This is a genomic window from Stenotrophomonas sp. ISL-67, assembly GCF_018612915.1.
In the GTDB taxonomy this organism is placed as follows: Bacteria; Pseudomonadota; Gammaproteobacteria; order Xanthomonadales; family Xanthomonadaceae; genus Stenotrophomonas.
Map to the genome: position 1 here is coordinate 21,938 of NZ_JAGGRL010000009.1, position 26,816 is coordinate 48,753.

23 protein-coding genes are annotated in these 26,816 nt (G+C 67.4%); 15 read left to right on the forward strand and 8 right to left on the reverse strand.

Annotated features, from left to right (window positions below; translation table 11 throughout):
• Positions 1 to 61 precede the first annotated feature (61 nt).
• Complete coding sequence (gene dmeF, locus J7J08_RS10430; RefSeq protein WP_214904928.1) at positions 62 to 1,090, reverse strand: CDF family Co(II)/Ni(II) efflux transporter DmeF; 1,029 nt, start codon at positions 1,088 to 1,090, stop codon at positions 62 to 64.
• Between the two features lie 52 nt (positions 1,091 to 1,142).
• Between dmeF and J7J08_RS10435 the strand changes: the two genes are divergently transcribed.
• On the forward strand, positions 1,143 to 1,418 hold the full coding sequence (locus tag J7J08_RS10435) for a metal-sensing transcriptional repressor (RefSeq protein ID WP_214904930.1): 276 nt from the start codon (positions 1,143 to 1,145) through the stop codon (positions 1,416 to 1,418).
• Positions 1,419 to 1,604: 186 nt separating this feature from the next.
• Here J7J08_RS10435 and J7J08_RS10440 read toward each other — a convergent pair whose 3' ends face one another.
• The 3 genes from J7J08_RS10440 to J7J08_RS10450 all read right to left on the reverse strand — a co-directional run bounded on the left by J7J08_RS10440 (position 1,605) and on the right by J7J08_RS10450 (position 5,518).
• A complete protein-coding gene (locus tag J7J08_RS10440) occupies positions 1,605 to 1,976 on the reverse strand; it encodes a MerC domain-containing protein (RefSeq protein ID WP_214904933.1) in 372 nt (123 codons plus the stop codon).
• Positions 1,977 to 2,140: 164 nt separating this feature from the next.
• A complete protein-coding gene (locus J7J08_RS10445; RefSeq protein WP_214904936.1) occupies positions 2,141 to 3,751 on the reverse strand; it encodes an ATP-binding cassette domain-containing protein in 1,611 nt (536 codons plus the stop codon).
• 168 nt (positions 3,752 to 3,919) lie between these two features.
• A complete protein-coding gene (locus tag J7J08_RS10450; protein WP_214904939.1) occupies positions 3,920 to 5,518 on the reverse strand; it encodes an EAL domain-containing protein in 1,599 nt (532 codons plus the stop codon).
• A gap of 259 nt (positions 5,519 to 5,777) precedes the next feature.
• On the opposite strand from J7J08_RS10450, the gene J7J08_RS10455 reads away from it, so the two are divergent.
• Positions 5,778 to 6,551: a lytic transglycosylase domain-containing protein gene (locus J7J08_RS10455; protein ID WP_214904942.1), complete on the forward strand. Its 774-nt coding sequence runs from the start codon at positions 5,778 to 5,780 to the stop codon at positions 6,549 to 6,551.
• Positions 6,552 to 6,567: 16 nt separating this feature from the next.
• Here the strand turns inward: J7J08_RS10455 and J7J08_RS10460 are convergent, their stop codons facing one another.
• Positions 6,568 to 8,088, reverse strand: coding sequence for a hypothetical protein (locus tag J7J08_RS10460; RefSeq protein ID WP_214904944.1), 1,521 nt, complete (start codon positions 8,086 to 8,088; stop codon positions 6,568 to 6,570).
• A gap of 178 nt (positions 8,089 to 8,266) precedes the next feature.
• Here J7J08_RS10460 and J7J08_RS10465 point away from each other — a divergent pair, with 178 nt between their 5' ends.
• Entirely contained in the window at positions 8,267 to 10,312 is a 2,046-nt protein-coding gene (locus J7J08_RS10465) for an NHL repeat-containing protein (RefSeq protein ID WP_214905404.1), read from the forward strand.
• A gap of 4 nt (positions 10,313 to 10,316) precedes the next feature.
• Here J7J08_RS10465 and J7J08_RS10470 read toward each other — a convergent pair whose 3' ends face one another.
• Complete coding sequence (locus J7J08_RS10470; RefSeq protein WP_214904947.1) at positions 10,317 to 10,691, reverse strand: YciI family protein; 375 nt, start codon at positions 10,689 to 10,691, stop codon at positions 10,317 to 10,319.
• A 212-nt stretch (positions 10,692 to 10,903) separates the two neighbouring features.
• Between J7J08_RS10470 and J7J08_RS10475 the strand changes: the two genes are divergently transcribed.
• The 11 genes from J7J08_RS10475 to J7J08_RS10525 all read left to right on the forward strand — a co-directional run bounded on the left by J7J08_RS10475 (position 10,904) and on the right by J7J08_RS10525 (position 22,702).
• Positions 10,904 to 11,323 carry a YciI family protein gene (locus J7J08_RS10475; RefSeq protein WP_214904950.1) on the forward strand — a complete coding sequence of 140 codons (420 nt, stop codon included), beginning with the start codon at positions 10,904 to 10,906 and terminating at the stop codon, positions 11,321 to 11,323.
• A 28-nt stretch (positions 11,324 to 11,351) separates the two neighbouring features.
• The gene (locus J7J08_RS10480) at positions 11,352 to 11,777 is read left to right on the forward strand and encodes a VOC family protein (protein WP_214904953.1); all 426 of its coding nucleotides are present in this window, start codon (positions 11,352 to 11,354) and stop codon (positions 11,775 to 11,777) included.
• 13 nt (positions 11,778 to 11,790) lie between these two features.
• Positions 11,791 to 12,201 carry a VOC family protein gene (locus J7J08_RS10485; RefSeq protein ID WP_214905408.1) on the forward strand — a complete coding sequence of 137 codons (411 nt, stop codon included), beginning with the start codon at positions 11,791 to 11,793 and terminating at the stop codon, positions 12,199 to 12,201.
• Between the two features lie 57 nt (positions 12,202 to 12,258).
• Complete coding sequence (locus J7J08_RS10490; protein ID WP_214904956.1) at positions 12,259 to 13,521, forward strand: sigma-70 family RNA polymerase sigma factor; 1,263 nt, start codon at positions 12,259 to 12,261, stop codon at positions 13,519 to 13,521.
• A 102-nt stretch (positions 13,522 to 13,623) separates the two neighbouring features.
• Positions 13,624 to 14,832 carry a hypothetical protein gene (locus tag J7J08_RS10495; protein ID WP_251006571.1) on the forward strand — a complete coding sequence of 403 codons (1,209 nt, stop codon included), beginning with the start codon at positions 13,624 to 13,626 and terminating at the stop codon, positions 14,830 to 14,832.
• Complete coding sequence (locus tag J7J08_RS10500) at positions 14,823 to 15,923, forward strand: hypothetical protein (RefSeq protein ID WP_214904959.1); 1,101 nt, start codon at positions 14,823 to 14,825, stop codon at positions 15,921 to 15,923. The genes J7J08_RS10495 and J7J08_RS10500 overlap by 10 nt, the downstream gene beginning before the upstream one ends.
• A gap of 76 nt (positions 15,924 to 15,999) precedes the next feature.
• Positions 16,000 to 16,665 (forward strand): hypothetical protein, encoded by a 666-nt coding sequence (locus J7J08_RS10505; protein WP_214904964.1) that lies wholly within the window; start codon positions 16,000 to 16,002, stop codon positions 16,663 to 16,665.
• Positions 16,666 to 16,683: 18 nt separating this feature from the next.
• Complete coding sequence (locus J7J08_RS10510; RefSeq protein WP_214904967.1) at positions 16,684 to 18,327, forward strand: CsgG/HfaB family protein; 1,644 nt, start codon at positions 16,684 to 16,686, stop codon at positions 18,325 to 18,327.
• 269 nt (positions 18,328 to 18,596) lie between these two features.
• Complete coding sequence (locus tag J7J08_RS10515) at positions 18,597 to 20,246, forward strand: M28 family metallopeptidase (RefSeq protein WP_214904972.1); 1,650 nt, start codon at positions 18,597 to 18,599, stop codon at positions 20,244 to 20,246.
• A gap of 433 nt (positions 20,247 to 20,679) precedes the next feature.
• A complete protein-coding gene (locus tag J7J08_RS10520) occupies positions 20,680 to 21,939 on the forward strand; it encodes a histidine kinase (RefSeq protein WP_214904975.1) in 1,260 nt (419 codons plus the stop codon).
• A complete protein-coding gene (locus tag J7J08_RS10525) occupies positions 21,929 to 22,702 on the forward strand; it encodes a LytTR family DNA-binding domain-containing protein (protein WP_214904977.1) in 774 nt (257 codons plus the stop codon). Before J7J08_RS10520 ends, J7J08_RS10525 begins: the two co-directional genes overlap by 11 nt.
• A 50-nt stretch (positions 22,703 to 22,752) precedes the next feature.
• Here the strand turns inward: J7J08_RS10525 and J7J08_RS10530 are convergent, their stop codons facing one another.
• Complete coding sequence (locus tag J7J08_RS10530; RefSeq protein WP_214904979.1) at positions 22,753 to 23,367, reverse strand: hypothetical protein; 615 nt, start codon at positions 23,365 to 23,367, stop codon at positions 22,753 to 22,755.
• Between the two features lie 318 nt (positions 23,368 to 23,685).
• On the opposite strand from J7J08_RS10530, the gene J7J08_RS10535 reads away from it, so the two are divergent.
• The gene (locus tag J7J08_RS10535) at positions 23,686 to 24,600 is read left to right on the forward strand and encodes an oxygenase MpaB family protein (RefSeq protein ID WP_214904982.1); all 915 of its coding nucleotides are present in this window, start codon (positions 23,686 to 23,688) and stop codon (positions 24,598 to 24,600) included.
• 29 nt (positions 24,601 to 24,629) lie between these two features.
• Here J7J08_RS10535 and J7J08_RS10540 read toward each other — a convergent pair whose 3' ends face one another.
• Positions 24,630 to 26,753 (reverse strand): M13 family metallopeptidase, encoded by a 2,124-nt coding sequence (locus tag J7J08_RS10540; protein ID WP_214904985.1) that lies wholly within the window; start codon positions 26,751 to 26,753, stop codon positions 24,630 to 24,632.
• Between the last annotated feature and the right edge of the window lie 63 nt (positions 26,754 to 26,816).

Below are 26,816 nucleotides of genomic sequence, written 5' to 3' on the forward strand. Positions count from 1 at the left end.
TTGCCTGGCTGCCTACGTCCGGCGCACGCGCACCTGAAACACCATCCACGCAGGGCTGGATCTACCCTGTGTGCGCTTGATTCACTTCCACAGTGACGTGCACCAATTCCTGATGCACGGCCAGTGCATCACGGAACACATCCGCTGACAGGTCGCCTTCGGTCACCACGCTGGCCACCACCGCGTACTTGCCGCGGCCGACCTGCCAGACATGCAGATCGGACAGCTTCGCCGCCCACGGGCCTTCCTCGATCACTTCGCGCACTTCAGCCACTACCGGGGCATCCATCTGCGCATCCAGAAGGATGCGACCGGTGTCGCGCAGCAGGCCGATCGCCCAGACCGTTACCAGTACCGCGCCCACCAACCCCATCAGCGGGTCGAGCCATGCCGCACCCCAAAGCTTGCCGCCGATCAACGCCACGATGGCCAGCACCGAGGTGGCAGCGTCGGCGATGACATGCAGATAGGCCGAGCGCAGATTGAGATCCTGGCCATGCGCGTGGTGGCCTGCGCCGTGTTCGTGTCGCCCGTGCCCATGGTCATGATGGTGGTGCTCGTGGTTGTGCCTATGACCATGACCATGACCATGACCATGACCATGACCATGACCATGACCATGACCATGTCCGTCACTGTCATGCAGCCACCACGCGCAGATCAGGTTGACCACCAACCCGACCACCGCAATGGCGATGGCCTGGTTGTAGTGGATGCTGCTGGGCGAGAACAGGCGTTCCGTGGATTGCACGGCCATCAACAGCGCCACGCCCAGCAGCGCGATGGCGCTGGTGTAGCCACCGAGGATCTCGATCTTCCAGGTGCCGAAGGCGAAGCGGCCATCGTGCGCGTAGCGCCGCGCACATGCGTAGGCGAACGCCGCCATGCCCAGGGCGAGCGCATGCGAGCTCATGTGCCAGCCGTCGGCCAGCACGGCCATGGAGTTGAACCACCAGCCCCCGAAGATCTCGACCACCATCATCACGGTGGTGAGGTAGAGAGCCTGGCGGGTGCGGCGTTCGGCCAGCGGGTTGCCGTCGTCGAAACGATGGCTGTGGCGGCGGGCGTCTGCGGTGGCAGTAAGGCTCATGGGGCGGGGCTATGATTGGAATATACCCCCATAGGGTATATGCTTTGACCCCATGGCGCATGTTCAACAACAACGTAAGGCCCTTCTGGCCCGGGTCCGGCGCATGGCCGGGCAGGTGTCTGCCCTGGAAACCTCGCTGCAGTCCGACGATGCCGACTGCACCGACGTACTGATGCAGGCCTCGGCGGTGCGCGGTGCCGCGCATGCCCTGCTGATGGCGCTGCTGGACGACCACCTGCAGGCGCACGTGGTATCGCCGGAAGATCCGGCCGAACGGGCCGCCGAAGCCCAGGTGCTGGTGAAGCTGCTACGCGCCTACGGCCAGTAGAGCCAGGCCGCGCCAGATGACCAACAGGCGCCGTTTCGATCAACGCGTCGCCACGCGTCCGGGTGTAACCGCATAGGCACTGGACAGGGATGTATGCCTGGCTGCCCTGCGTCCGGCGCGCGTGCACCTGAAACACCATCCACGCAGGGCGTGGATCTACGGTGTAGGGCGGCGGCGCACCCAATCTCAATGACGATGGCGGCGCCAGGCGTTCCAGATGTGGGTGCTGGCCAGGAGCAGGCTGCCGGCTACCGTCATGGGGGTTTCGGCGTCGTGGCTTGGCCAACCGGCGGCACCTGCCAACAGCAGCAGGAGGCCTACCGCTGCCGTCATGCCGGCGAAGGCCGGCAGCGGCTGCTGGCGATGGGCGCGCCAAAGCGCGAAGCCGGTAGTCGGGGCGGCGATGGCCACGAACACGATGTGCACCCACTCCGCTTCGGCCCATACCCCCATCAGCGGCAGGGCGGCAGCGAGCAGCGGCAAGGCCAGACAGTGCAGCAGGCACAGGCTGGAAAGGGCGATGGCGCCGGCGTCGAGCAGGGCGTTGGAGGTCTTCATGGGGGAGGGGTCTGGAACGGGTGGTGTTATATAGTAACATTCAAGTCCGCTTCCAATCTTTCGTCGTCCTGACTGCAGTTCTCACCCCAATCAACGCTCGCTTGCCGGTCAGGTGCTACGTGGGACACGCCATGCGTGTCCCACGTAGCAGCGGCCCCACGCAATCACAGCCGCTGCAACTCCCAGCCCTTCGCGGTGGCATCCAGCAGATGGGTCAGCTGCACTGCATCCAGCAGCGCCTGGTCGTGCGAGACGATCACCACGCTGCCGCGATACTGGTTGAGCATCTGCAACAAGGCGGCAAGCGAGGCCAGGTCCAGGTGGTTGCCGGGTTCGTCGAGCAGCAGCAGTTGTGGGGGTGCTTCCGCGTAGAGCACGGCCGCCAACGCGGCCTTGACCCGTTCGCCACCACTCAAGGTAGCCAGTGGGCGCAGACTGCGCTCGGCATCCAGGCCGAGCAGGGCCAACTGGGTGCGCAGCGTGGCATCGCTGGCTTGTGGGTTCGCGCGCTGCAACAGCTGCAATGCGGAGTCCTCCGCGGGTAGCGAGGACAGCGTCTGGTCGAGCAGGGCGGTGGTGGCCGCGCGCTTGACCTCGCCCTTGAGTGCCTGCACTTCACCGGCCAGCACCCGCAGCAGGGTGGACTTGCCACTGCCGTTGCGGCCACGCACGCCGATGCGGTCGCCGCGCTGGAGGTGCAGGGTGATGTCCTGCCAGGGCGCCTCCACCCACGGCAGCTGCACGTCGGCAAGCGTGGCTACCTGTTGCGGGCCGGGCGTGGCCAGGCATGGCCCGAGCATCGCAATCCGGGTGACGTCGTCGACGCCCGCCGCCGCCTCGCGCACCCGGCTGTCGGCCTCTGCGCGCCGTTCAAGCTGCTGCGCCTGCAGCCGACCGGCGCTGTTCTCTGCGCGGTTCTTCATGCCGCCGAGCAGGATAGGCGCCTGGTTGGCGTTGCGGGCATCGCGCTGCGCGCGTGATTGGCGGTGTTCCTGCCGCTCGTGCTGTTCGCGCAGTGCTGCTTGTTCATGCCGCCGCTCGCGCTTGCGCAGGGCCAGCTCGGCTTCGGCATTGGCCCGCTCGGCCTGCTTCTGCTCGGCATACAGATCGTAATTGCCGCCGTAACTGCGCAACCCCGTGGGCGTGAGCTCGACAATGCGCTGCATCTCCCGCAGCAGGGCGCGGTCATGGCTGATGACGATCAGCCCGCCACGCCATTGCGCCAGCGCATCGATCAGCCGCGTTCGATGCGCGCTGTCGAGGTGGTTGCTGGGCTCGTCCAGCACCAGCGCGTCGGCGTCGGACAGCAGGGCGCCGGCCAGCGCCACCTGCATGGCCTGGCCGCCGCTGAGCAGGGAAGCCGGCGCTGCGGGATCCAAATCGGGCAGGCCGAGCTGCCGCCACTGCGCCTGCAGTTGCTCACGCAGGGTCCAGCGCTCGCCGATCAGGGCGAAGTCGTGAGGGTCCACGCTGCCGGCTTCGATCCGGTCCAGCGCATCCAGCACCGGGGCGACGCCCGCCAGGTCGGCAATGCGGCCGGGCACCACGCCGCTGTGCTGGGCCAGCAGGTGGACGTGGCCCTGCCGCTGGATATGGCCGCTGCTGGGCAGCAGTTGGCCGGCCAACAGGCGGCCGAGCATGCTCTTGCCCACGCCGTTGCTACCAACCAGGCCGGTGGGGGTGGTATCGAACGAAGCGGAAAGCTCAGGGAAGAGCACCCGGCCATCGGGCAGGGTGAATGTCACGCGGTCGAGCGTGAGGGCGAATGCGGTCATGCGACCTCCAGGAATGCCAAGGACTCCCCCTGCGAACAGGGCGGGAAGGAGACTGGCCGTCAAACGACGGCGGCATTACTGGCGCATGCAGGCACACCTCATTACGGGGGCGGCTGGATGCCGCGCATCCATTATAGGGCTGCATTCCAACCGGCCGATGAACCCCCTCTACTCCGTGATCCCGTTGGGATTACGCATATCCTCCGGCGCCATGCCGTACTGCGTTCGCCGCTGCTCATGGAAGGTGATGAACTCCGGCCCCGGCAGCGGCCGCGAGAACAGCCAGCCCTGCCCGAATTCCACCTGCCGCGACTGCAGGTAAGCCAGCTGCGCCGAGGTTTCGATGCCCTCGGCCACGGTAAACAAGCCCAGGGTCTTGGCCATGTCGATGATGTGCGAGGTGACCGGGCTGGTGGCGCTGTGGGTGCCGATGGAGTCGATGAACGATTTGTCGATCTTCAACGCATCCAGCGGCAGCTGCTGCAGGTACTGCAGGCTGGAATAGCCGACGCCGAAATCATCAATGGCCACGCAGTGCCCGGCACGCCGCGCGGCGGCAAGCGAGGTGCGCGCCCCCTGGATATCGAGGAAGCCACGCTCGGTGGCTTCCAGCCAGATCTGCTGCGGATGGATGCCGCTGCCGACCAGCTTCCCCGACAGCACCTTCAGGGCACGGCCGCTGCTGACATCGCCGGCGGACAGGTTGATGGCGATATGCGCGCTGCGGTCGTGGATGAGCAGCTCGCGCATGTCGCTGATCACCAGGTCCATGACGTGGTCGGTGAGTGCTTCGATCAGGCCGGTTTCTTCGGCCACGGGTATGAACAGATCCGGCCGCACCTGGGTGCCGTCGGCGCGTGACCAGCGCACCAGTGCCTCGGCACCTACGCAGATGCCGGTGTCCAGTTCGATGATGGGCTGGTAATCCATGCGGAATTCGCGGCGGCGCACCGCGCTGGAAAGTTCGTTGCGCAGCGACACGCGACGGCGTGAGAGCCAGATGCCGGCGACGGTGGCCAATATCGCGCCGACCGCGGCCAGCGGCACCAGCTGCCAGAACTGCTGCTGGAAGGCGGCCGCCAGCCTGACGCGCGGGGCGATGGCGATGGCCAGCCATTCCTGGTCCTGCGCGCTGGCGAACAGCGTGCGCGGGGTGTGCCCGTTGTGCGGTTCGCGCAACAGGCGCTGCAGCAGTTCCGGGTCGGCCATGGGCTGCTGGGCGATCAGCCGGCCATCGGGCGTTGCCACCGCCAACCGCACGTTGGGGTCGGCGATGACGTCCACGAACCGGGAAGGGTCCACCAGGATGTCATGGCGCCCCATCTGCAGCGACAGCAGCGACGCGCCATCGCCCGCCAAGGGCCGCACGCCGAGGGTGATGGAGGCACCGTCGGCGGTGATGTGGTCCGGGGTAGGCTCGGGCACCAGGTCCTCGACCTTGCCCCAGGAAGTGCAGCGCAGCCGGCCTTCCTCGAAATAGCCGACCTGTTCGGCCGAGATGGTGGCCAGCGCCAGGCTGCGCATCAGCTTCACATGTTCGGGTGAACAACCGGGCAGCTGGGACTGGTTGAGCTTGCGCAGGGCCAGCAGGCCGGCCTCGTAGGCACGGTGGGCGCGCTGCAGGGTGCGTTCGGCGGTGCGCTCGAGACGGTCGGTTTCGGCCACTTGGGCGCGGCTCCAGCTGATGTAGACCAGCGCGGCCACAGGCAGGATGGCCCCAAGCAGCGCGGCAAGCGCAATGGCGGCGATGGTGCTGGCGCGCTTCAAGCGGACCTCTCTGCCCGGCTGGGCGTGGAATGAGCCCTATATGACCATCTGGAACGGACGTTTGGAACAGGGCTTCACGTAGATTCCTGTCGGTATTTCCCCAGTGTCGGTATCAGGTCGCATTGGCAAGGTGAAGCCGTCTGTCCAACCGCCTGCTGCGCTCCAACAGCCCCGGGGCCGGATTCACCTGCAGTTCGCACCGCCGGCCGGATGATCGCGCCACCCCCCCGATCTGATCGCTCTTGGCGGCCCCGGAGCCATGAAGCCCCTGTTGCCTGCCGCGCTGGCCCTGCTGCCGCTGCTGCTGCCCGGTACGGCGGGCGCGCGCACGGTCTACCGCTGCGTGCAGAACAACACGGTCAGCCTGGCGACCGCGCCGGAGCCGGGCTCGACGTGCAAGGCGCGGCAGATCGACGACAACGCGGTGCAGGCCCCCAACCTGTGGGGCAACATGGGGGTGTTCAGCGGCACGTTGTACGAGCGCGAACAGGACGGGCAGCGGGTGTATTCCACCCGCAACCTGCCCGGGTCGCGGGTGTTCCTGAAGTTCACCGTGGCCACGCCGCCGGGTGAACCGGCGCACGAAGGGCTGGGCAAGGTCGGCCCACCGCAGCTCAACCGGCATGCGAAGCAGTTCAAGGCGGCCGCACGCGCGACCGGGGTGGACGATGCCTGGCTGCGTGCGATTGCCCATGCCGAAAGCGGTTTCGACGCCGGTGCGGTGTCGCCCAAGGGCGCGCAGGGGGTGATGCAGTTGATGCCCGATACCGCCACCGAACTGGGCGTGTCCGACCCGTTGTCGGCCGAGCAGTCGATCAACGGCGGGGCGCGTTACCTGAAAGCGCTGCTGGCGCGCTACAAGGGCGACCGCACGCTGGCGGCGGCCGCCTACAACGCCGGCATCGGCGCGGTGACCCGCTACAAGGGCGTGCCGCCGTATGCCGAAACGCTGGCCTACGTGGAAAAGGTGGGCGCGCTGTACATGCGCTACCGCGAGGCGATGGGGTTCAAGGCCGAGACGCCGGCGCGGTAGGCGGAAGTGGAGAGGCTCAGTTGGCGAACAGCGGGTAGGTGTCGATGCGACCCACGCGGTTCACGGCGGCCTGCACATCGGCGCGCTGCTTGAGTTCCTCCCAGCTTGCATGCAGTTCCGCATCAGCGGGCAGCACCGGTGCACGGAGCACGCCCTGCAGGTCGAACAGGGCGGTGCCGCGCTCCATCGGATCGGCCAGCTGCTCGAGCAGGCTTGCGGCGGCCTCATCCATGCGGTGGTCAACCAACAGGCTCTCGCGATAGTGGTCCGGCGCGAGCGCACGGTTGGCCAGCAGCCGCTCACGCGCACGCTGTGCAGCCGCGGCATCCTTGAGCTGCAGGGCAGCGCGGAGCTCGATCAGCGCCTGCGTGCTCGCGCCGTAGGCGCTCATGTCGTCGCCCACGCTCTGCATGATCTCCCGCGCCTTCAGCGGGAGGTCCAGCGCTACGTACAAGCTGGCCAGGTTGAGGTTCTGGCTGACCGTATCTCCTTGTGGGTCAGTCATGCGCAGGGCCAGCAGCTGGGCAGCCAGCGCGTCGTCGGGCTTGCCGAGCCGGCGCAATGCGCGGCTGCGGATGTCGAGCATCCAGGCAACGTAGCGGCCCTTGCCGGGCGGTGCCACGGTGGCCTCGGTGGCGGCCACGGCCAGTGTCTCGGTCATGCCGACCACGTCCTGCAGTTCGCCGGCGACCATGAGCGCGCTGCTCAATTCCACGGCGGTTTCGTTCAAGCCTGGCGCCAGCATGGCGTCCACGCGCAGCTGATCGATATGGCGGCGCGCGGCCGCCACCGGGTCATGGCGCGGGTCGTCGCGGCGCAGGTAAGGATCGAAGCGCTTGTCGGCACGCAGCCGCACCAGGGGGATGGGGGCATCGATGCGTTCCAGCGTGGCGGCCACTTTGTCGCCCTGGCCGGCTTCGGCCTGCAGGGTGGCCAGCACCACCCACAGCTCGGCAGGTTCGATGCCTTCGATCTTCCACTCCGAATCGAACAGGCCCTGCAGCACGGCCAGGCGCTTGGCCGGCTGGTGCTTCAACTGCGTGTCCAGCTGCCAGACCATTTGGGGGGACATGTCCGGCGCGCCATCGCTGTCGGCAATGGCGCGCACGACGCTGTCAGCGGCCGCTTCGGGCTGCTGTTCGACCATCTGGGACCAGGCCAGCCGCAGCCGTGCATAGGCATTTCGCGGGTTGACCGCCAGCGCCTGTTGCAGGCGTTGAAGCACTACCGCACCCTGTTTCTGCGCACCGGCCACCATCGCGGCAGAGGCCCAGACATGGCTGCGGTTTTCGACGTCGATATTCGCCAGGCGTGGATCGGCCAGCAGGCGATCAATGATGATGGACGCTCCCAGGCTGTCGCCACGGTCGGCCTGCTGCAGGGCGGCGCCGAACTCGACGAGATACGCGGTGTTCGCGGTGGGTGCCGCGCTGCTGGCGTCCACGGTGGCGCCGCTGCCTGCAGTGGCCGCCGTTGCAACAGGCGCTACGCACAGTGACAACAGCAGGGCGAGGGTGGTGCCGGTGCGACAGGTCATGGGGTGCATCCTTCCTTGGCGTAGGCCCCGATTGAAACCGGTATGCGCCATCCACACAAGTCGGCGCGCGCGCGGGGTTTGCAGGCACGCGCCGAGCGGCTAAGGTCGTGTCCCGAACTGGCAGCAGGCAAGGACAGCGATGACGCGCGGACGATGGACAATGGTGGCGCTGGCAGGCATGGCGGTGGCAGCGGCACTGGCCTGGACCTTCGTTCGCGAACCGGCCGCACCGGCACCGCCGCCGGGCCCTTTGGCCACGGTGCTGGGTTGGACCCCGCAGACCAGCCTGCTGGCCGGCGATGGCGTGGGCGGGCTGCGCGACGGCGCGGCGGCGCAGGCGCAGTTTGCGGATCCGTACGGCATCGCGCTGGATACGCACGGCGTGCTGTATGTCGCCGATGCTGGCGATAACAACCGGATCCGCCGGGTGTATCCCGATGGGCGCGTGGACACGCTGGCCGGGCAGGGCGAGGGTTGGCGCGATGGTCCGGCGCTGCAGGCACAGTTCAACACGCCCTCGGCCATTGCGCTGGATGCGGCCGGCAATGTGTTCGTGGCCGACACCGGCAACCATGTGATCCGCCGGATCGGTACCGATGGTGTGGTCAGCACGATTGCCGGTGATGGCAGCGCAGGTTTCGCGGACGGCCCGGCAGCGCAGGCGCGCTTCGATGGGCCGATGGGCGTGGCGGTGGATGCCGGTGGCCGCGTGTTCGTGGCCGATACCTGGAACGACCGCATCCGCGTGATCGAGCCCGACGGCCAGGTGCGCACGCTGGCTGGCGGCGACGCGCCCGGCAACGTGGACGGTGCGGGCGTGGGCGCACGGCTGGATACGCCCGTGGCAGTGGCGCTGGATTCGCACGGGAACCTGCTGATCGCCGACCTGCTCAACAGCGCGATTCGACGCCTGGCACCGAATGGCACGCTGGATACGCTGCTGGGCCGGGGCAGCCTGCTCAACGGGCCGCTGGCGCTGGCGGTGACCCACGATGACGTCGTGTACGTGACTGATTTCGACGGCAAGGTGGTGCAGCTGTCGGCGCGTGGCCATGTGCTGGACCTCACTGGCACGGCAGCGCAGCCGCGCTTCTCGCGGCCGGGCGGGCTGGCGCTGGATGCAGAGGGCGGGCTGTACCTGTCCGATGCCGCGTCGTACCGGGTACATCGCCTGCGCGCGCTGGCTGCCGGGGCCACGCCGGCGCCGGCGCTGGTCGGGCCGTCCGCCGACGCTGCGCTGCCCGACACCGGCGGGCGCTGGCCGTTGGCGCCGCAGCTGGGCTGGCACGAGGTGGTGGGCACGCTGGGCGAGGTGCGCGGCAACTTCAGTGGCGAGAGCCGGCACCACCTGCACGATGGCTTCGATATCCGCGGCGATGTCGGGCAGACGGTGCTGGCCATTGTTGATGGCAAGGTCAGCAGTCCGTTCCCGAGCTGGTCGGTGGGTGGGCAGGCCGAAGGGCTCTCATTGGATCGGCTGCGCTACATCCACATGAAGGTGGGCCGCGATGCGCGCGACCGAGCGTTCGACGCGCGCTGGCCGCAGTTGCGGGACCTGGACGGCAAGCTGGAGCGGGTGCGGGTTCGGCGCGGCACCCGCTTCAAGGCCGGTGAGCCGCTGGGCAGCATCAACCGCATGGCGCACGTGCACCTGAGCGTGGGTGCCGGGGGCTTCCAGCGCAATGCGGTGGCGTTGGGGTTCGTGGGGTATGCCGACAGCTTCGCACCGCGCATTACCGACATGGCACTGCTGGATGATCTGGACCAGCCGATCAAGGCAGGGCCGGACGGACGGGTGCCGGTGCCGCGCCAGGGGCCCGGCGTGCAGATCGTGGTGGAGGCGTGGGACCAGGTGGACAACAACCTGCCGCGCCGTCGCCTGGGCGCCTACCAGGTGGGGTATCAGATCCTGGATGCGAACGGCACGCCGCTGGCCGGGTACGAGCAGCCGCGCTTCAACATCGTGTTCAACCGCATGCCGCGCGAAGACAGCGCCACGGTGGTGGCGTATGCACCGGAGAGTGGAATTACCGTGCACGGCAGCGCGGTGACACGCTTCCGCTACCTGGTGACCAATACCGTGCGCGATGGGCTGGTGGAGACCGGGCGCTGGCAGCCGGATGCGTTGCCTGCGGGGGACTACATCATTCGCGGGAGTGCGCGCGATTACAGCGGGAATGAGGCGGTAGGGGCGCGCGAGTTGAAGGTCATGGTGTTGCCGTGAGGGGTCAGGCGCCGACGCGGCGGCGCTCTGCCTCGAAGTCGGCTACCGGACGGACTTCGATGCTGCCGTAGCGGGACCACGGAAACGCCTGGGCGATGCGCATGGCGTCGTCGGGGTCGCGTGCGTTGATGAGGTTGAAACCGGCGAGCAGTTCGCGGGTTTCGGCGAACGGGCCGTCGGTGATGCGGGCCTGCGATTGGCGCGTGCGCAGCGTCCGGGCCTGGGCAACGGGCTCCAGCTGCTGGGCAAGGACCAGGGTGCCGTCGGCCTTCAGTTTGTCGGCGTGCTGGATGCAGCCGCGCATCATGGCGTCGTACTCCTCTGGGGGCACGTCCTGGATCAGGGCTTCGTCGATATGGATCAGCAGCAGGAATTGCATGGCCGGACCAATGCTGGGCAGGGGACACCCATGATGCCCCAGCCTGCGCTGCCGGCCTGTTGCAGTGCAGCGCCGCGTGCCCGTTCAGGGCCGTGGCCGTCACCTTCGGGCGGCATCGAAACATTTTTTGGCAGACGTGTCGATTTCCATTGCACTGGGGCGTCGTAACCAGTGAAGGGCCCGCCAACCGGGCCGACAACGAGGACAAGCCGATGAAAGTCATGGTGATCGTGAAAGCCACCGAGGATACCGAGGCCGGGGTGCTGCCCACCGAGGCGGAGATCCGGGCGATGGGGGCCTTCAACGAAGAGCTGGTCAAGGCCGGCATCATGCTGGCCGGTGACGGCCTGAGGCCAACCAGCCACGGGCGCAGAGTGGCCTACACCGGCGCTGCACCGCAGGTGATCGACGGGCCGTTCGCCGAAACCCGCGAGCTGGTGGCCGGGTTCTGGCTGTGGCAGGTGCGCACGGTGGATGAGGCCACCGAGTGGCTCACGCGCGCGCCGTTCTCGGCGGGCAACGTGGTGGAGATACGCCCGTTCTACACCGAGGAGGATTTCGGCGCGGCCTTCACCCCGGAATTACGTGCGCAGGAACAGCGTCTGCGCGAACAGATCGGCCAGGCCGACTGACCCCCCAAACCGTGTTCTGGAGATTCCCATGAAATTGATTCCCTTCCTGAGCTTCAGCGGTCAGACCCACGAAGCGATGGCCTTCTATGCCCAGGTCCTGGGTGGCAAGGTCACCTCGGAAATGAAGTACAGCGACATGCCGCCCAGTGACAACATGGACGGCTGCGGCGACAACCCCGGCCCGGCCGATCCGAACCTGATCGCGCACAGCCAGCTGGAAGTGGGCAGCGCGATCCTGATGGCGGCCGATGGTCCGCCTTCCCCGGGCCACGGCAGCACCACGATCAACATCGACGTGGAGACCGAGGACGAAGCCGAGCGCGTGTTCAAGGCGCTGTCCGAAGGCGGCAAGGTGACCTTCCCGATCGGCGAAACCTTCTGGGCCAAGCGCTGGGGCATGCTTGAGGATCGCTACGGCAAGCCGTGGATGGTCAACTGCATGAAACCCTACTGAGCCCAAGGAACCCATCATGTCCGATGCACCCCAGATGATCTTCGTGAACCTGCCCGTCCGTGACCTGGAGAAGAGCAAGGCGTTCTTCAGCGCGCTTGGGTTTACCCCCAACCTGACGTACACCGATGAGAAGGCGGCGTCCTTCAACATCAGCGACACGATCATGCTGATGTTGCTGAGCGAGCCGTTCTTCGCCACCTTCATCGACAGGCCGATCAGCGATGCACGCAGGCAGGCGCAGGTGATCCTTGCGCTGTCCTCGCCCAGCCGAGCCGCCGTGGACGCCACCCTTGAGAAGGTGCTGAAGGCCGACGGCCGCGAGCCAACGCCGGCGCGCGATTACGGCTTCATGTACCAGCGCAGCTTCGAGGACCTGGACGGCCACCTCTGGGAAGTGGCGCATATGGACGGCGAACCCGGCTGATGCCCACTACCGCGCCGCAGCTTGTGCGGCGCGGAGGGGAATGCTCTGATTCGCGGCATGGATGCCGCGCTGACACAACGACTGGATACCCTCTGGCGGATGGAATCGCCGGCCTTGATTGCACGCCTGGCGCGGATGCTGGGCGGCGATATCGGGCGTGCCGAAGAACTGGCCCAGGACACCTGGCTGGCCGCGCTGGAGCGCTGGCCCACGCAGGGCGTTCCGGACAATCCGGGAGCGTGGTTGATGACCACTGCACGCAATCGCGCCATCGACGTGCTGCGCCAGCACCAGCGCGTGGCCGGCCAGCACGCGCAATGGGGCAGCGAGCTGGAACCGCAGCCCTTGCCGCTTCCCGACGACAGCGACGCACTGCAGGACGATATCGGCGATGACCTGCTGCGGCTGATGTTCGTGGCCTGCCACCCGGTGCTGTCGGCCGATGCGCGGGTTGCATTGACCCTGCGCCTGCTGGGCGGGCTGACCACCGATGAGATCGCCCGCGCGTTCCTGCAACCCGAGCCCACCATCGCCCAGCGCATCGTGCGCGCCAAACGCACCCTGGCCGCCAGGCAGGTGCCCTTCGAAGTGCCGCGCCAGGCGGCCCTGCCCGAACGATTGGGTTCGGTGCTGGCGGTGGTGTACCTGATTTTCAACGAAGGCTATGCCGCCAGCAGTGGCGATGACTGGATGCGCCCGGCGTTGTGCGAGGAAGCGCTGCGGCTGGGCAGGGTGCTGCAGCAGCGGTTGCCGGCCTGGCCGCAGGTGCACGGGCTGCTGGCGCTGATGGAACTGCAGGCGTCGCGCGCAGCGGCGCGGGTGGATGCGCAGGGCAACCCGATCCTGCTGCCCGAGCAGGACCGGACCCGCTGGGATCACCTGCAGGTAGCGCGCGGCCAGGCGGCGCTGCAGCACGCAGTGGCACTGGGCGGGGCAGACGATGGCTACGTGCTGCAGGCGGCCATTGCCGAGTGCCATGCCCGTGTGCGCCATGCCGACGACACCGACTGGGCACGGATGGCCACGCTGTATGCGCGGCTGGCGCAGGTGCAGCCCTCGCCGGTGGTGGAGCTCAACCGGGCGGTAGCGGTGTCGCGCGCGGAAGGCGCGGCAGCGGCGTGGCCATTGGTGGAGCAGCTGGCCGGCGATCCCCGGTTGCAGGATTACGCGCCGCTGGCGGCGGTGCAGGGTGACCTTTTGTCGCAGATGGACCGGCATGCAGAAGCGGCCGATGCTTTTGCGCGCGCTGCGCGGCTTACTCCCAACGCGCGCGAACGGGCATTGCTGCAGGCGCGGGCCGCGGGGCCGCAACCGCGCTGACACAATTTTCCCCTTGCCCGAAACCTGAACAGGCACTATGGTGGCGCACTCACAAAAGTGACCGGGCACCTGCCCAGGTCCAGCCGATAAGGACGCGGGACGATGTTTTCAGGGAAGAAGCGTACGCGCGCGCGCAGCGCGTGGCTGCTGCTGTGTGGGTTGGTCGTGGTGGTGGGCACTGCCACCTTCGCCAGCGCCGCGCAGGCTGCCGACAAATCGCAGCAGGCCTATTGGGCCGGCTTTGCCTACACCGCCGAGCAGAGTGCCGTAGAGGCCAGCACCCCGCGTGCGGCCACGGTGCTGAAGGCGCGCGGGCTGGCCCCGCTCAACCAGGCGCTGTGGGCGCGGCTGAAGGCCAAGCCGCCGGCCACGCTGGAGCTGATCGACCAGCCGCTGGCGATGCTCGATGGCACCACCAGTGCCACGGTGCTGGCCACCGCGCTGGACCGCGAGCTGGTTTCCATCGAACCGATCGGCGGCCAGTACAAGGTGCTGGTGGAAGTGGCGCTGCAGGCGCTGTTCTTCGACTTCCGCGAGCGCCAGGTCGTGGCGTCCTACCCGATCACGCTGCAGCGCATCGACGTGATGGAGTACCTGCCGGACGAGGACGACATCGACGCCATCGTCGCCGACCTGCTCTACGGCAATGCCGCCACCGGCCTGCCGCAGGTGCTGGCCGACACGCTGGCCAAGGCGCAGCTGCCGGCCGCGTCGACGCGCCGCCTGCAGGTGGGCGAGGTGACCCTGTCCGATGCGGTGCGCGCCAAGCTGCCCGATGCGGTGGACGAAAAAATGCTGCGCGCCACGCTGGCCCACGAGCTGTCCAAGACCCTGTCGTCCAATACCGGTATCGGCCTGCTGCCGCCGGCCAGCGGCCAGGCAATTGGCGGTGCGATGGCCGCACGCTTTGCCGACGGCAAGGTGTACCAGCTGAAGATTCCCGAGCCGGATTACGTGGTGAAGCTGCGCCTGGATGCGCTGAAGAACGGCGTGATCAACGAAACCCCGGCGATGAAGACGATGCTGTTCGGCGCGTTCTTCCAGGCCACGGTGGTGGAGCCATTCTCGGGCAAGGTGTTCTTCGACCAGCCGCTGCGCAAGGGCGCCACCAAGGTGGTGCCGGCGACCCAGTGGCACGTGGACCAATGGTCAGCCAGCTACGAAACCACGCTGGCCGGCCTTGACGCCTTCGCCGGCGCGGCCGCCAGGCGCGCGGATTCGAAAGCATGGCTGAACGAACAGAAGCCCGGCGGCAAGCCGCTGCAGCAACAGACCCAAGCCCTCCAGGAGTTGATCACCTCATGCCGTTGATTCGTGCCGTACTGCTGATTCTCATTGCACTGATGGTTGCCGCGCCGGTGTCGGCGCAGACCGCCAGTTCCCGTGGTACCGGTTCGGCCAGCTATGGCCTGCGCCTGAGTGCCGACACCCGCGCCCAGGCCCTGAACAAGGCCAAGGTCAATGCACTGGAGGCGTACATCGCCGAATCCGGTGCGGCCAAGCTGCGCCTGTTCGAAGACCGCCGCGCCGAGTTCATTGGCGAGATCGACCGCTACGTGCTGTCGGCGGTGCCGCTGTCGGACACCGAAGACAAGAAGGCCAAGACCTATACGGTCAGCGTCCGCGCCGAGATCAACACCACCCTGCTGCAGACCAAGCTGGATGCGGGTTCGGCCACCGCCGGGGCGCGCGGCAATGAACGCTCGCTGCTGACCTTCCTGTTCATGGCGCGCTCGCAGGACACCGTGCAGTCGTTCCAGGACAAGGAATACCGCCGCGTCGATGCCAGCCAGAGCTATGACGAGAAGACCCGCGAAGGCGACAGCTTCCGTGGCAATGCGGTGAGCACCAGCGGCAGCATCAACCAGAATGCGTCGGTATCGGTCACCTCCGGTGGCAGCACCACCGCGCGCAGTGACAACGTCAGCTGGAAGGTGGCCAACGCCAACGAGATCAACACCGCCATGACCGGTGCGTTCAGCGCGGCCGGCTATGAAGTGGTGGAAGCGGAATACGTGGAAGGCGAAAGCCGTGGCCTGCTGAGCATCGAGCGCATCCGCAAGGACTTCAGCACGGGCAATGACCTGTCGCCGGCCACCCTGCGCGACACCGCCAACGGCATCAAGGCGGCCAACATTCCGTACCTGGCCGTGGGCACGCTGGACGTGGGCATGCGCGACCGCGACCCGGTCAGCGGCAACACCCGCGTGTTCGTGACCGTCACCGGCAAGGTGCTGGACGTGAGCGGCCGCTTCCCGAAGACCGTGTCTTCGGTGGGGCCGGTGCAGTTCTCCGGCACCGGCCCGAACGAAACCGTGGCCCGCACCAATGCCCTGCAGATCGCCTCTGAAAAGGGTGCGCAGCAGATGATCAACGAATTGAACGTCAAAGCGGTGCGCTGAGAATCAGCGCACCTGATGCCTGCCGACCAAGGGTCGGCAGCCACCGAATCCCATCATTTCTCTTCAGGAACACACCATGATCCGCAAGACCCTCATCGCACTGGCCATCGCCACCACCTTCGCCGCGCCGGCACACGCGCAGTTCGGCAAGCTGAAGGACCTGGCCGGCGGCGGCAACAGCGCCTCGGCCGCCTCGGCCGGCGCCCCGGACGAAGCCGCGCAGGAAGCGCTGGTGCGTCGTTTCGTGTCCTCGCAGTCGCACTCGATCGATGCGCAGACCTCCTTCGCCAAGGCCTTCGGCCTGGCCGAGCAGGTGCAGCTGCTGGAAGCCGAGCGCCAGGCGCTGTCGTCCGGTTCGGTCAACGTGGACCAGATTAAGAAGTCGGTGTCGGTCAGCGAAGCGGCCCAGGCGGCGATCGATGAGCGCGTGGCTGCCCAGCCGGAGCTGAGCGCCGAGTCCAAGCAGCACTACACCACCGGCCTGGTGGCCCTGGTCGCTTCGGCCGCCGAAGGCCAGAAGCTGAGCGGTGAAGCCAGTAACTTCGCCAGCGGCATGAAGAGCCTGAGCGGCACCCAGCTGGTCACCGTGGGCCGCAAGCTGGCTGCCGGTGCATGGGTTGCCAAGGAATCGCCGGGCTACCTGAAGCGCCTGTACTCCTCGTCGAAGGCCGCGCTGACCTTCGCCCGCGCCGCCAAGATCAAGGTGCCGGGCAACGCCGAGTCGATGCTCGACAGCCTGTAAGAGAAAGGAACGCCACGCATGCAGACCTCATACCGACTGTTGAGCCTGGCCCTCACCGCTACCCTGCTTGCCGCCTGCGGCAAGCAGGAGGCACCGGTGGAGACCACGGCACCGAAGGCCGAATCCAAGCTGGAAGCACCGGCTGAAAAGCCGCTGCGCGGCGCCCCGGATTTCGGCGGCACCACCCAGGTGGCGCGCGAAGCCGATGGCATCGGCAGCACGCCGGAGCTGGCGGTGCTGGCCGCGCTGCAGTCGGCGGTGGCCCAGGTCAATGGCGTGCGTGTTGCCAGCCAGATGCAGAGCCTGCGTGCAGGCCTGCATGTGGACGTGGATGGGGAACACGTCGGCGATATCCGCGCCGACGCGTTCGCCCAGCAGATGATTGTCGCTTCGCAAGGGGCGGTGCTGGGCTACGAGATCCTCTCGCAGGAAGAAGTCAGCCAGCTGGATGAAGAAGTGATTGCCCGCGTGCGCGCCAGCGACGCCGGCTATAGTTATTCCGCGTCTGCCTCGGCCAGTGGCTCGGTGCAGGCGCAGGCGGAAGCCTCCGACGGCGTGGGTTCGGCCTCGGCGAGCATCAAGGAAAGCTACAAGGAACAGGCCAGCGTGGACGCCCAGCGTGGCGCGCAGTCGTTCGAGTCCGATGTCAGCAGGCGCACGATGCGCAGCTATTGGAAGGTGCGCGTGCGCGCCAACATCGCCCAGTACCGCGCTCCGGACGAGCAGGGCCGGCCGAAGATCGTGGTGGCCCTGCCACATGTGCGCAGCGGCACTTATGCCGTGGGCGATGGCCGCGTGGCCAGCGACGACGTAGCCGCGGCCATCCGCGCGCGCCTGAACGACACGCTGACCCAGACCAAGCGCTTCATCGTGCTGGACCGTGAATTCGGTGAAGAGATGCAGGCCGAGATCGACCACATCAACAGCGGCAACGTGCGCCTGCAGGACACCGCGCGGCTGGGCCAGCAGCTGGCCACCGCCCTGATCCTGATTCCGACCATCGAACGCTTCGAGTACCCGCGCAGCGTACGCAACCTGCGCATGTCCGACCGCCAGGTGACCTCGTATTCGGGCGGGGGGCGCATCACCCTGCGCCTGATCAACGCGACCACCGGTGAGGTGGTGATGTCCGACAGTTTCGACCACCAGCTGGCGTCGACCGGCCCGAGCACCCTGCCGCGCGTGGTGGATGGCAAGGGCATGGCGGCGGCGATGATGGATTCGCTGTCCGGGCAGATTGGAACGGCGATCATCACCGGGATTTTCCCGGTGTCGGTGGTGGCCATGACCGGCGACCAGGTGGTGCTGAGCCAGGGCGGCGAATCGCTCAAGGCCGGCCAGCGCTGGCAGGCGGTGATGCTCGGCGAGGAACTGAAGGACCCGCAGACCGGGCGTTCGCTGGGCCGCAATGAAACCCCGTGCTGCACGATCCGGGTGGACCGCGTGGCCGCGCAAACCTCCTACGGCACCATCGAAGGTGGCGCAGACGTGGGTGGGGCGACGTTCAAGCCGGGCTCGATCGAGCTGCGTCAATTGGCTGGGGCGGTGAAGCCGGCGGCTGCGACCGCAACCGCGTCGAACGGTGGTGGCAGTGCGAAGCCAAAGTCGGCGCGTGCGGCTGCGGCAAAGCCCGCCGCGCCCGCGGAAGATCCGAACTGGTAAGAGCAGATCACCATCGGTAGCGCCGGCCGTTGGCCGGCCCAGGCGGTATGTCGGGTGAAGAGCCCCCGGAGTTCGGGGGCGGCCGCGAAGCGGCGGGGGGGTGGAAGCATCATAAGAGGGGCCCACAATTCGCAACGCGAATTGTGGGGCGACAGCGCGCATGCGTTGGCGTGTACCCGCCGGCCGTTGGCCGGCCCTCATTGTCTGTGGCGCGCGCGGGACGGTTATGATCCGTTGATGGTGGGGTTGTCCCAACAGCGGAGAGAATGATGAAGCGAGTGGTACTGAGCGTGCTGGCCCTGTCGGTGTCCAGCGCCCTGATGGCGGCGACGCCCAAATTCGATGGCGCGCGGATCTCAGCCGACGTCAAGGAACTGGCCTCGGACGCCTATGAGGGCCGTTCGCCGGCCACGGCCGGCGAAGAGAAGACCATCGCCTTCCTCAGCAAGCAGTTTGCGGCCGCCGGCCTGCAGCCGGGCGGCGACCTGAAGGATGGCAAGCGCCTGTGGACCCAGGCCGTGCCGCTGCTCAAGGGCGATATCGTCGGCACGCCGAGCCTGGCGCTGTCCAGCCAGGGCAAGCCGCAGCCGCTCAGCCAGGGCCAGGAGATCGCGGTGCGTGCAGCCATGAACGGCGCGTCCGAGGTCGACATCCAGAACGCCCCGCTGGTGTTCCTGGGCTACGGCGTGAATGCGCCTGAGCGCAACTGGAACGACTTCAAGGACGTCGACCTGAAGGGCAAGATCGCGGTCGTGCTGATCAACGACCCGGACTTCGAAACCGGCGAAGGCGACTTCGACGGCAAGGGTATGACCTACTACGGCCGCTGGACCTACAAGTACGAAGAGGCTGCCCGCCAGGGGGCGCTGGGCGTGCTGATCGTGCACGAAACCGCACCGGCCTCGTATGGTTGGGCCACGGTGGCTGGTTCCAACACCAACACCATGTTCGACGTGGTCCGCGACAACCCGGCCGAAGCGCACCCGCTGCTGGAAGGCTGGATCCAGCGCGACCTGGCGGTGGATCTGTTCAAGCGCGCCGGGCAGGATTTCGAGGCGCTCAAAAAGCAGGCCCAGCGCCGCGATTTCAAGCCGGTGGAACTGAAGGGCGAAACCCTGTCGGCCAAGTACGCGGTGAAGACCGAGGTGATCACCTCGCACAACGTGGCCGCGCGCCTGGAAGGCAGCCGGCACCCGGATGAAACCGTGGTGTACAGCGCGCACTGGGACCACATCGGGGTGGGCAAGCCGGACGCGACCGGCGACACCATCTTCAACGGCGCGCTGGACAACGCCAGCGGCACCGCCTCGCTGGTGGAACTGGCCCGTGGTTTCGCCAAGGGCAAGCGCCCGGAGCGTTCGGTGCTGTTCCTGGCCGTGACCGCCGAAGAAAAGGGCCTGCTGGGGTCGGAGTACTACGCCAGCCACCCGCTGTACCCGCTGGCCAAGACCGTGGCGGTGATCAACATGGATGGCATGGCGCCGTTCGGCCCATCGCGTGATTTCGGCATCTACGGCTCGGCCAAGCTGGAGCTGCTGGACCAGCTGAAGGACGTGGCCAAGGGCTGGGATATCCGCTACACCCCGGACCCGAAGCCGGAAGCCGGCCTGTTCTTCCGTTCCGATCACTTCCCGTTCGCCAAGCGTGGCGTGCCGGCGGTGTCCTACTCGGCCGGCCAGGACTGGGTGGACGGTGGCGTGGCCGCAGGCAAGGCGGCCTCGGACGACTACACCGCCAAGCGCTACCACCAGCAGGGCGACGAGTGGCAGCCGGACTGGAAGTTCGCCGGCGCCGCGCGCGACCTGGAGGTGTTGTACACGCTGGGCAACCAGCTGGCCAATGCCCGCAGCTGGCCGAACTGGAGCGATGATTCGCAGTTCCGCGCAACCCGGGATGCATCGGCTGCCGATCGGAAGTGATCGAAGCGACCCCGCCGACATCGTCGGCGGGGACCCGGACGCCGCGATGGCTCCAGCGCGGAACGGGTAGCGCCGACTGTTAGTCGGCGGCTCTTCGCCCAGCGTCGATGAACCCGACCGGAGAGCAGCGCGATTTCGGGATATCGTCGCCGGAACGAAGGGCAGCCACGCATGGCGTGTCTGCGGCCCCGTTCGGCATGGCTTTGACACGCATGGCGTGTCACTACGATCCTGGGTCGGGCGATGTTGGGGTCGAACGACCAATTTGGGTCGGGATGTTGCGTAGAGACACGCCATGCGTGTCCACACGGTACCTGGGCCCCGATGCCCGCCGGCGCCGTTTCATCCCTGCATTCCCGGCTTCCATCGCATGGCGCTTGTGCCCATGCCGGGCAGGGCTATCCTCACACCATCCCATCGTGAAGATACCGCCGTGTTCGCCAGCCTCTCCCTGATTCTCCGTATTCTGGTGGCCTGGGCCGCGGCGATCGTCGTGGCCGGGTTCGTGTGGAGTGGATTCTTCCACGGCATGGACGAAGGCCCCGGCTGGGTGTTCGGGCTGTTGGCGCTGTTCCTGATGATCACCGCGCTGGGCAGCTGCATCACCCACCTGCGCCGGGTCTCGATCGTGGCCGGGCACCTGGATGCGGCCACCCTGTCCAGCCGCCAGCGCCGCCAGATCGAGCTGCCGATGGACGCCGGCGCGGCCTTCAGCCTGGTCGAACAGGCGATCAAGGAACTGCCGCGCGTGGAAGATATCGAAAGTGCCGCCGGCAGCCTGCAGGTGCGCGCGTATGTGCGCCGCGTGGACCCCTACAACGGCCGCCCGCCGTCGCGCTGGAACCTGCCGGCGCGGCTGGCGATCAAGCGCAACAGCGTGCTGGCCACGGTCAGCCCGGGGCAGGGCACCAGCAGCGTGACCCTGGTGTTCGAGCCCGATGCAGGGATATGGGCCGACCTGCTGGCGGTGGATGAAGGCAGCAACTTTGAGAACGCCGAAGCGGTCAGCCGCGCCATCACCCGCCGCGTGGCCGAGCAGCGCCGCGACGAGCAGGCCGCCGCCGAACAGACCGCCACCGAGAAGGAACTGTCGGTGGCCCGCTTGAACCTGCTGCACGCGCAGGTGGAACCGCACTTCCTGTACAACACGCTGGCCAACGCGCAGGTGCTGACCCGCACCGACCCGCCGCGCGCCGACCAGATGCTGGGGCACCTGATCCAGTACCTGCGCAGCTCGCTGCCAAGCGTGGACGAGTCGATGTCGACGCTGGGGGTGGAGCTGGAGCGCACCAGGGCCTACCTGGAAATCCTCAAGATCCGCATGGGCGCGCGGCTGGCGCTGCAGGTGGACGTGCCGCCGGCGCTGGAGACACTGCCGCTGCCATCGATGGCGCTGCAGACCCTGGTCGAGAACGCGATCAAGCACGGGCTGGAACCCAAGCCCGGTGGCGGCACGGTGTGGATCATCGCGCGTGCCTTTGAAGACCACGTCACCCTGACCGTAGCCGATGATGGCCTGGGCTTCGGCCAAGGCAGCAGCGGTACCGGGATTGGCCTGAAGAACCTGCGCGAGCGCCTGCGCCTGACCTGCGGTGAACGCGCCGGCGTGGCCATCGTGTCCAACTTCCCCTGCGGCGTGGCGGCAACGATCACCCTGCCGCGCGACGCACGCGAGGCGATCCATGCAGCTTGATGCCCTCATTGCCGAAGACGAAGACCTGCTGCGCCAGTCGCTGGTGGCCCAGCTGCAGCGGTTGTGGCCAGAGTTGCGGCTGGTGGCCGAATGCGAAGACGGCGCCAGCGCGCTGGAGCGGTTGGCCGAACTGAAACCGGACCTGGCCCTGCTCGACATCCGCATGCCGGGCATCAGCGGCATCGAGGTGGCGCGTGCGCTGCCGGAGATCAGCCCGCGCACGCAGGTGGTGTTCGTGACCGCCTACGATCAGTACGCGATCGATGCCTTCGAACAGGGCGCGATGGATTACCTGCTCAAGCCGGTCAGCGACGAGCGCCTGCTGGCCACGCGCGATCGGATCCTGGCGCGCATGCAGATGGGCCGACCGGACAACGCGATGCTGGAGCAGCTGCTGCAGCGCTTGGGCCAGCAGCCGGGAGCGCACTCGAACGCACCGCCGCTGGCGTGGATCACCGCCAGCAATGGCCGCGATACGCAGCTGATCATGCTGGAAGACGTGGTCTACTTCCGCGCCGACAGCAAGTACACCACGGTGGTGACCGAGACCGGCGAAAGCCTGCTGCGCACGCCGCTGCGCGAACTGCTGGAAGTGCTGGACCCGCAGCGCTTCCGCCAGGTGCACCGTTCCACCATCGTCAACATGAAAGCGGTGGCGGCGGTGAGCCGTGATGACACCGGCCGTGGCCAGCTGCGGTTGAAGCAGCGGCCCGAAGTGCTCAACGTGAGCCAACCGTTCATGAGCCTGTTCCGGGGGATGTGATCCGGTCGGTGACGGTGCGCGTGCAACCGGGCAGAGCCCGGCACTACGTGTCAGAACGCAGGCTGCAGGTGCAGGTTGTGCCCGCTGCCGGACTCACCCACATGGTTCAGCTGCCCCACCAGTTCCGAATGCTGCTTCATGCGGCCGATCTCGCGCATGATGCGGATGTCTTCGTGGCGCAGTTCGCGCCTGGCGGTGACGGCCTGCTTGTAGTCGAGCACTTCCGGGTAGAGCTGGGCCATGTCCAGCGCTTCGGCCACGCATTCCACGGTGTCGGCATCGGAGGTGATCCGCGCGCGGCTGTTGAACGCCTTCATCCAGCGCTCGAAACCGGCAGTGTGGTCGAACATGTTGGCCATGAACCAGATCACGAACAGGATCGAGACCCACGAACCGAACACGATCACCACGCGGGTGAAGGTGATATGGAAGTCGTCCTTCCACAGGTAGTTGGCGATCAGCCCGAGGACCAGCAGCGAGGCCGCCTGCCAGCCGACGATGGAGGCCATGAGCCACTGGCCCTTGGCCCTGGCCAGGGTGGCCACTTCCTCGCGGATCTGCTGCTCACTCTTGTTGCGCCAATGCGCGACCTGCTTGTCGAACGGGCTGCCGTAGAGCTCGTTGTCCTGGAGCAGTAAACCTAAACCTTTGAACAAAGCGATCATCACGGGCTCCTTCGGAACGTGCAGCGGCGCATTGGACGGACGGTGAGGCGCGTTCAGTTCTAGCACTTTGGTTGCGCTTGGCAATGGGCAGTGCGACAAAACGCCGCAGGGGGGATAGCTGAATGCGGGAACCGTGCGAATTTTTGCGCGGCGCATCATGTGAATCCGCTGGAGAAAGCGAAAACCGGCCCGGATTTTGCTGCAACCGCACAATTCGGAGGCAGGCCTGGCAACGGACGTGGCCGGGGGGTCGCAGATCACGCAGAATTGACACAACCGCGCAGGATCGCGGTCCTCCCGACCCCCTGGAAGTCCCTGATGTCGTCACTGCTGCACCGCCTCACCCGCCCTGCCACCGTGCCGATCCGGCGCTGGGTGCTGGGGGCCTTCCCGCGTGGGCAAAGCGGCATCGACTACGACCACCCGCTGGGCGACCCGGGCTGGTTCGGGCCGGACAGCGTGACCTGGCGGGTACACGCCGAGTTTCCCGGGATGCTGGCCGGCGGGCTGTGCGCGCTGATGCTGCAGACCCTGCATCCGCTGGCGCTGGCCGGGGTGTACGACCATTCCAACTTCCGCGATGACCTGGTGGGGCGGCTGCGCCGGACTACGGCGTTCGTGGCGTGCACCAGCTATGGGCCGGCAGGCGAAGTCGAAGCGCTGGTGTCGAAGGTGAAGCGCATCCACGCGCAAGTGCGCGGGCACACCCCGGACGGGCGGGCGTATTCGGCCGACGATCCGGCGCTGCTGACCTGGGTGCACGTGACCGAGGCGTTTGGATTCCTGCAGGGCTACCGGCGGTACTGCCGTGAGGTGCCGGAGGTAATCGCCGACCGTTACTACGATGAGTACCGGCGCGTGGCAGAAGCGTTGGGTGCTACCGACGTGCCCGCATCGGAAGCGGAGGTGGCGGCGTATTTCGCGCGGCAGCAAACGGTGCTGCGTTTCGACGCGCGCTCACGTGAAGTGCTGGCGGTGTTGTCGAGCATTCGGCTGCCGGTGCCGATGGCGGGGATCTCGCGCGAGTTGTTCCTCGGTGCCGGTGCGGCACTGCTGCCCGAGTGGGCAACGGCGATGCTCGAGCGCACGCCGCTGCAGCGCACCCAGGCGCGCGCCTCCGCACGGTTGCTGCAAGGCATGTCGCCCCTGTTCCGCCGCGCGCTGCAGGACGGCGTAGCGGCACGCGCGTGCGCACGCGTAGGCGTGCCGGCAGGCACGCTCGCCCATTGGTAAAAAAACGGGCGCTTTCGCGCCCGTTTTTCTCACCACACCTTGACCCGCTTTTCGGGGGCCAGGTACAGCTTCTGGCCTTCCTTCACCTCGAACGCGGGATACCACGCGTCCAGGTTGCGCACGGTGAGCGTGCGGAACTGGCCGGGGGCATGCACGTTGGTGAGCAGCGAATTGCGCAGTGCCTGCTCGCGTGCCTTGCTGCGCCAGGCCTGGGCAAAGCCCAGGAAGAAGCGCTGGTCCGGCGTGAAGCCTTCCAGGGTCTGCCCCGGCTTGCCCTGCAGCGACAGCTGGTAGGCATCGTAGGCGGTGGCCAGGCCGGCCACGTCGGCGATGTTCTCGCCCAGGGTCAAGCGGCCGTTGACCGACACGCCCGGGAACGGCTGGTAGCTGCTGAACTGCGCGGCCAGCGCATCGCCAGCGGCGTTGAACTTCTTCAGGTCTTCGGCCGTCCACCAGTTGTGCAGCTTGCCGGTTTCATCGAACAGCGCACCGGCGTTGTCGAAGCCGTGGCTGATTTCGTGGCCGATCACCGCGCCGATCGCGCCATAGTTCACCGCATCGTCGGCGGCGCCGTCGAAGAACGGCGGTTGCAGGATCGCCGCCGGGAACACCAGGCGGTTTTCCAGCGGCACGTTCATCGCGTTGATGGTCTGCGGCAGCATCGCCCATTCGCTGTGGTCCACCGGCTGGCCCAGCTTGGCCAGGTTGCGGCGGTACTCGAACAGGCTGGCGCGTTCGGCGTTGCCCAACGCATCATCGCGCTTCACCTCCAGGCCGCTGTAATCGCGCCACTTGTCCGGGTAGCCCATGCCCACGGTGAGGCCTTCGACCTTGGCCTTGGCGTGCGCCTTGGTTTCCGGCGACATCCATTCCAGCGCGTCGATGCGCTTGGCGAAGGCGGCGATGATGTTTTTGGCCATCTCGTCGGCGCGCGCCTTGGTGGCCGGGTCGAAGTGCTTTTCCACGTACAGCTTGCCGATCGCTTCGCCCACCGCGCTGTTGCTCTGATCCACCGCACGCTTCCAGCGCTCGCTCTGCTGCGGGGTGCCGTTGAGGGTGGTGCCGTGGAAAGCGAAGCGCGCATCGGCGATCGCCTTGGGCAGGTACGGCGCGGCGCGGTCCAGCGCATGGAAGGCCAGGTAGTCCTTCCACACATCCAGCGGTTCGGTGGCGACCAGGCGCGAGATGCCGGCCACGGCCTTGGGCTGCCACACGATGAAGTCATCCTGCTTGTCCAGCCCGGCGGCGGCCAGGAACGCGGCCCAGTCCATGCCCGGCGCCTTGGCGCTCAGGTCGGCCTGCTTCCACGCGTTGGCACCCTTGGCCACGTCGTTGGTTTCTTCCTGGGTGGCGTGCGCCTGCGCGATGCGGGTTTCCAGCGCCAGGATGCGCTGCGCCTTGGCCGCCGGGTCGGCCACACCGGCCAGCTGCAGCACCTGCGCGATGTATGCCTGGTACTGCTTGCGCAGTTCGGCCATGCGTCCGCCCTGCAGGTAGAAGTCGCGGTCGGGCAGGCCCAGCCCGCCCTGCACCAGGTACGGCGCGTTGCGGTCCGGCTGCAGCAGGTCCACCGAGACCCAGGTGCCGAACAGGCGGTCGGTGTAGAAGTTGGTGGCGTTGAGCAGGTCCACGTCGGCGCGCAGGGTGCCGCCCAGGGCGGTGGCCAGCGCGGCCTTGTCGCTGATGCCAGCGATGGCATCCAGTTCGGGCTTGACCGCGGCCATGCCGCGCGATTCGATTCCGGCTTTGTCCATGAAGGCGGCGTAGTAGTCGCCGACCTGCCTGGCTTCGCCGGTGGCCTGGGTATCGGCGGCGGCACCTTCGAGGATGGCGCGGGTGTCGGCCAGGGTCTTCTCGGCAATGACGTTGAAGCTGCCGTGGCTGGAGCGGTCTGCCGGGATTTCGGTGTTCTTGACCCAGCTGCCGTTGGCGAAGCCGAAGAAGTCATCGCCGGCGGCGACGCTGCGGTCCATGCCGGCGGCATCGAAGCCGAAGCTGCCCAGCTGCGGCGTGGGCGCGGCAGGCGGCGTGGCGGCGGTATCGGCCGCCGGGGCGGCGGTCGGCGCGGCCGCATCGCGGTCGCAGGCGGCCAGGCCCAGCGACAGGCTGGCGGCAATGGCAAGCATCAGGGTAGGGCGGCGCAGCTTGGACATGGACTTCTCAGGCAACGGGGAAACGCCAAGTCTAATGCGCGGGTGACCTTGCGGGATGCCGCC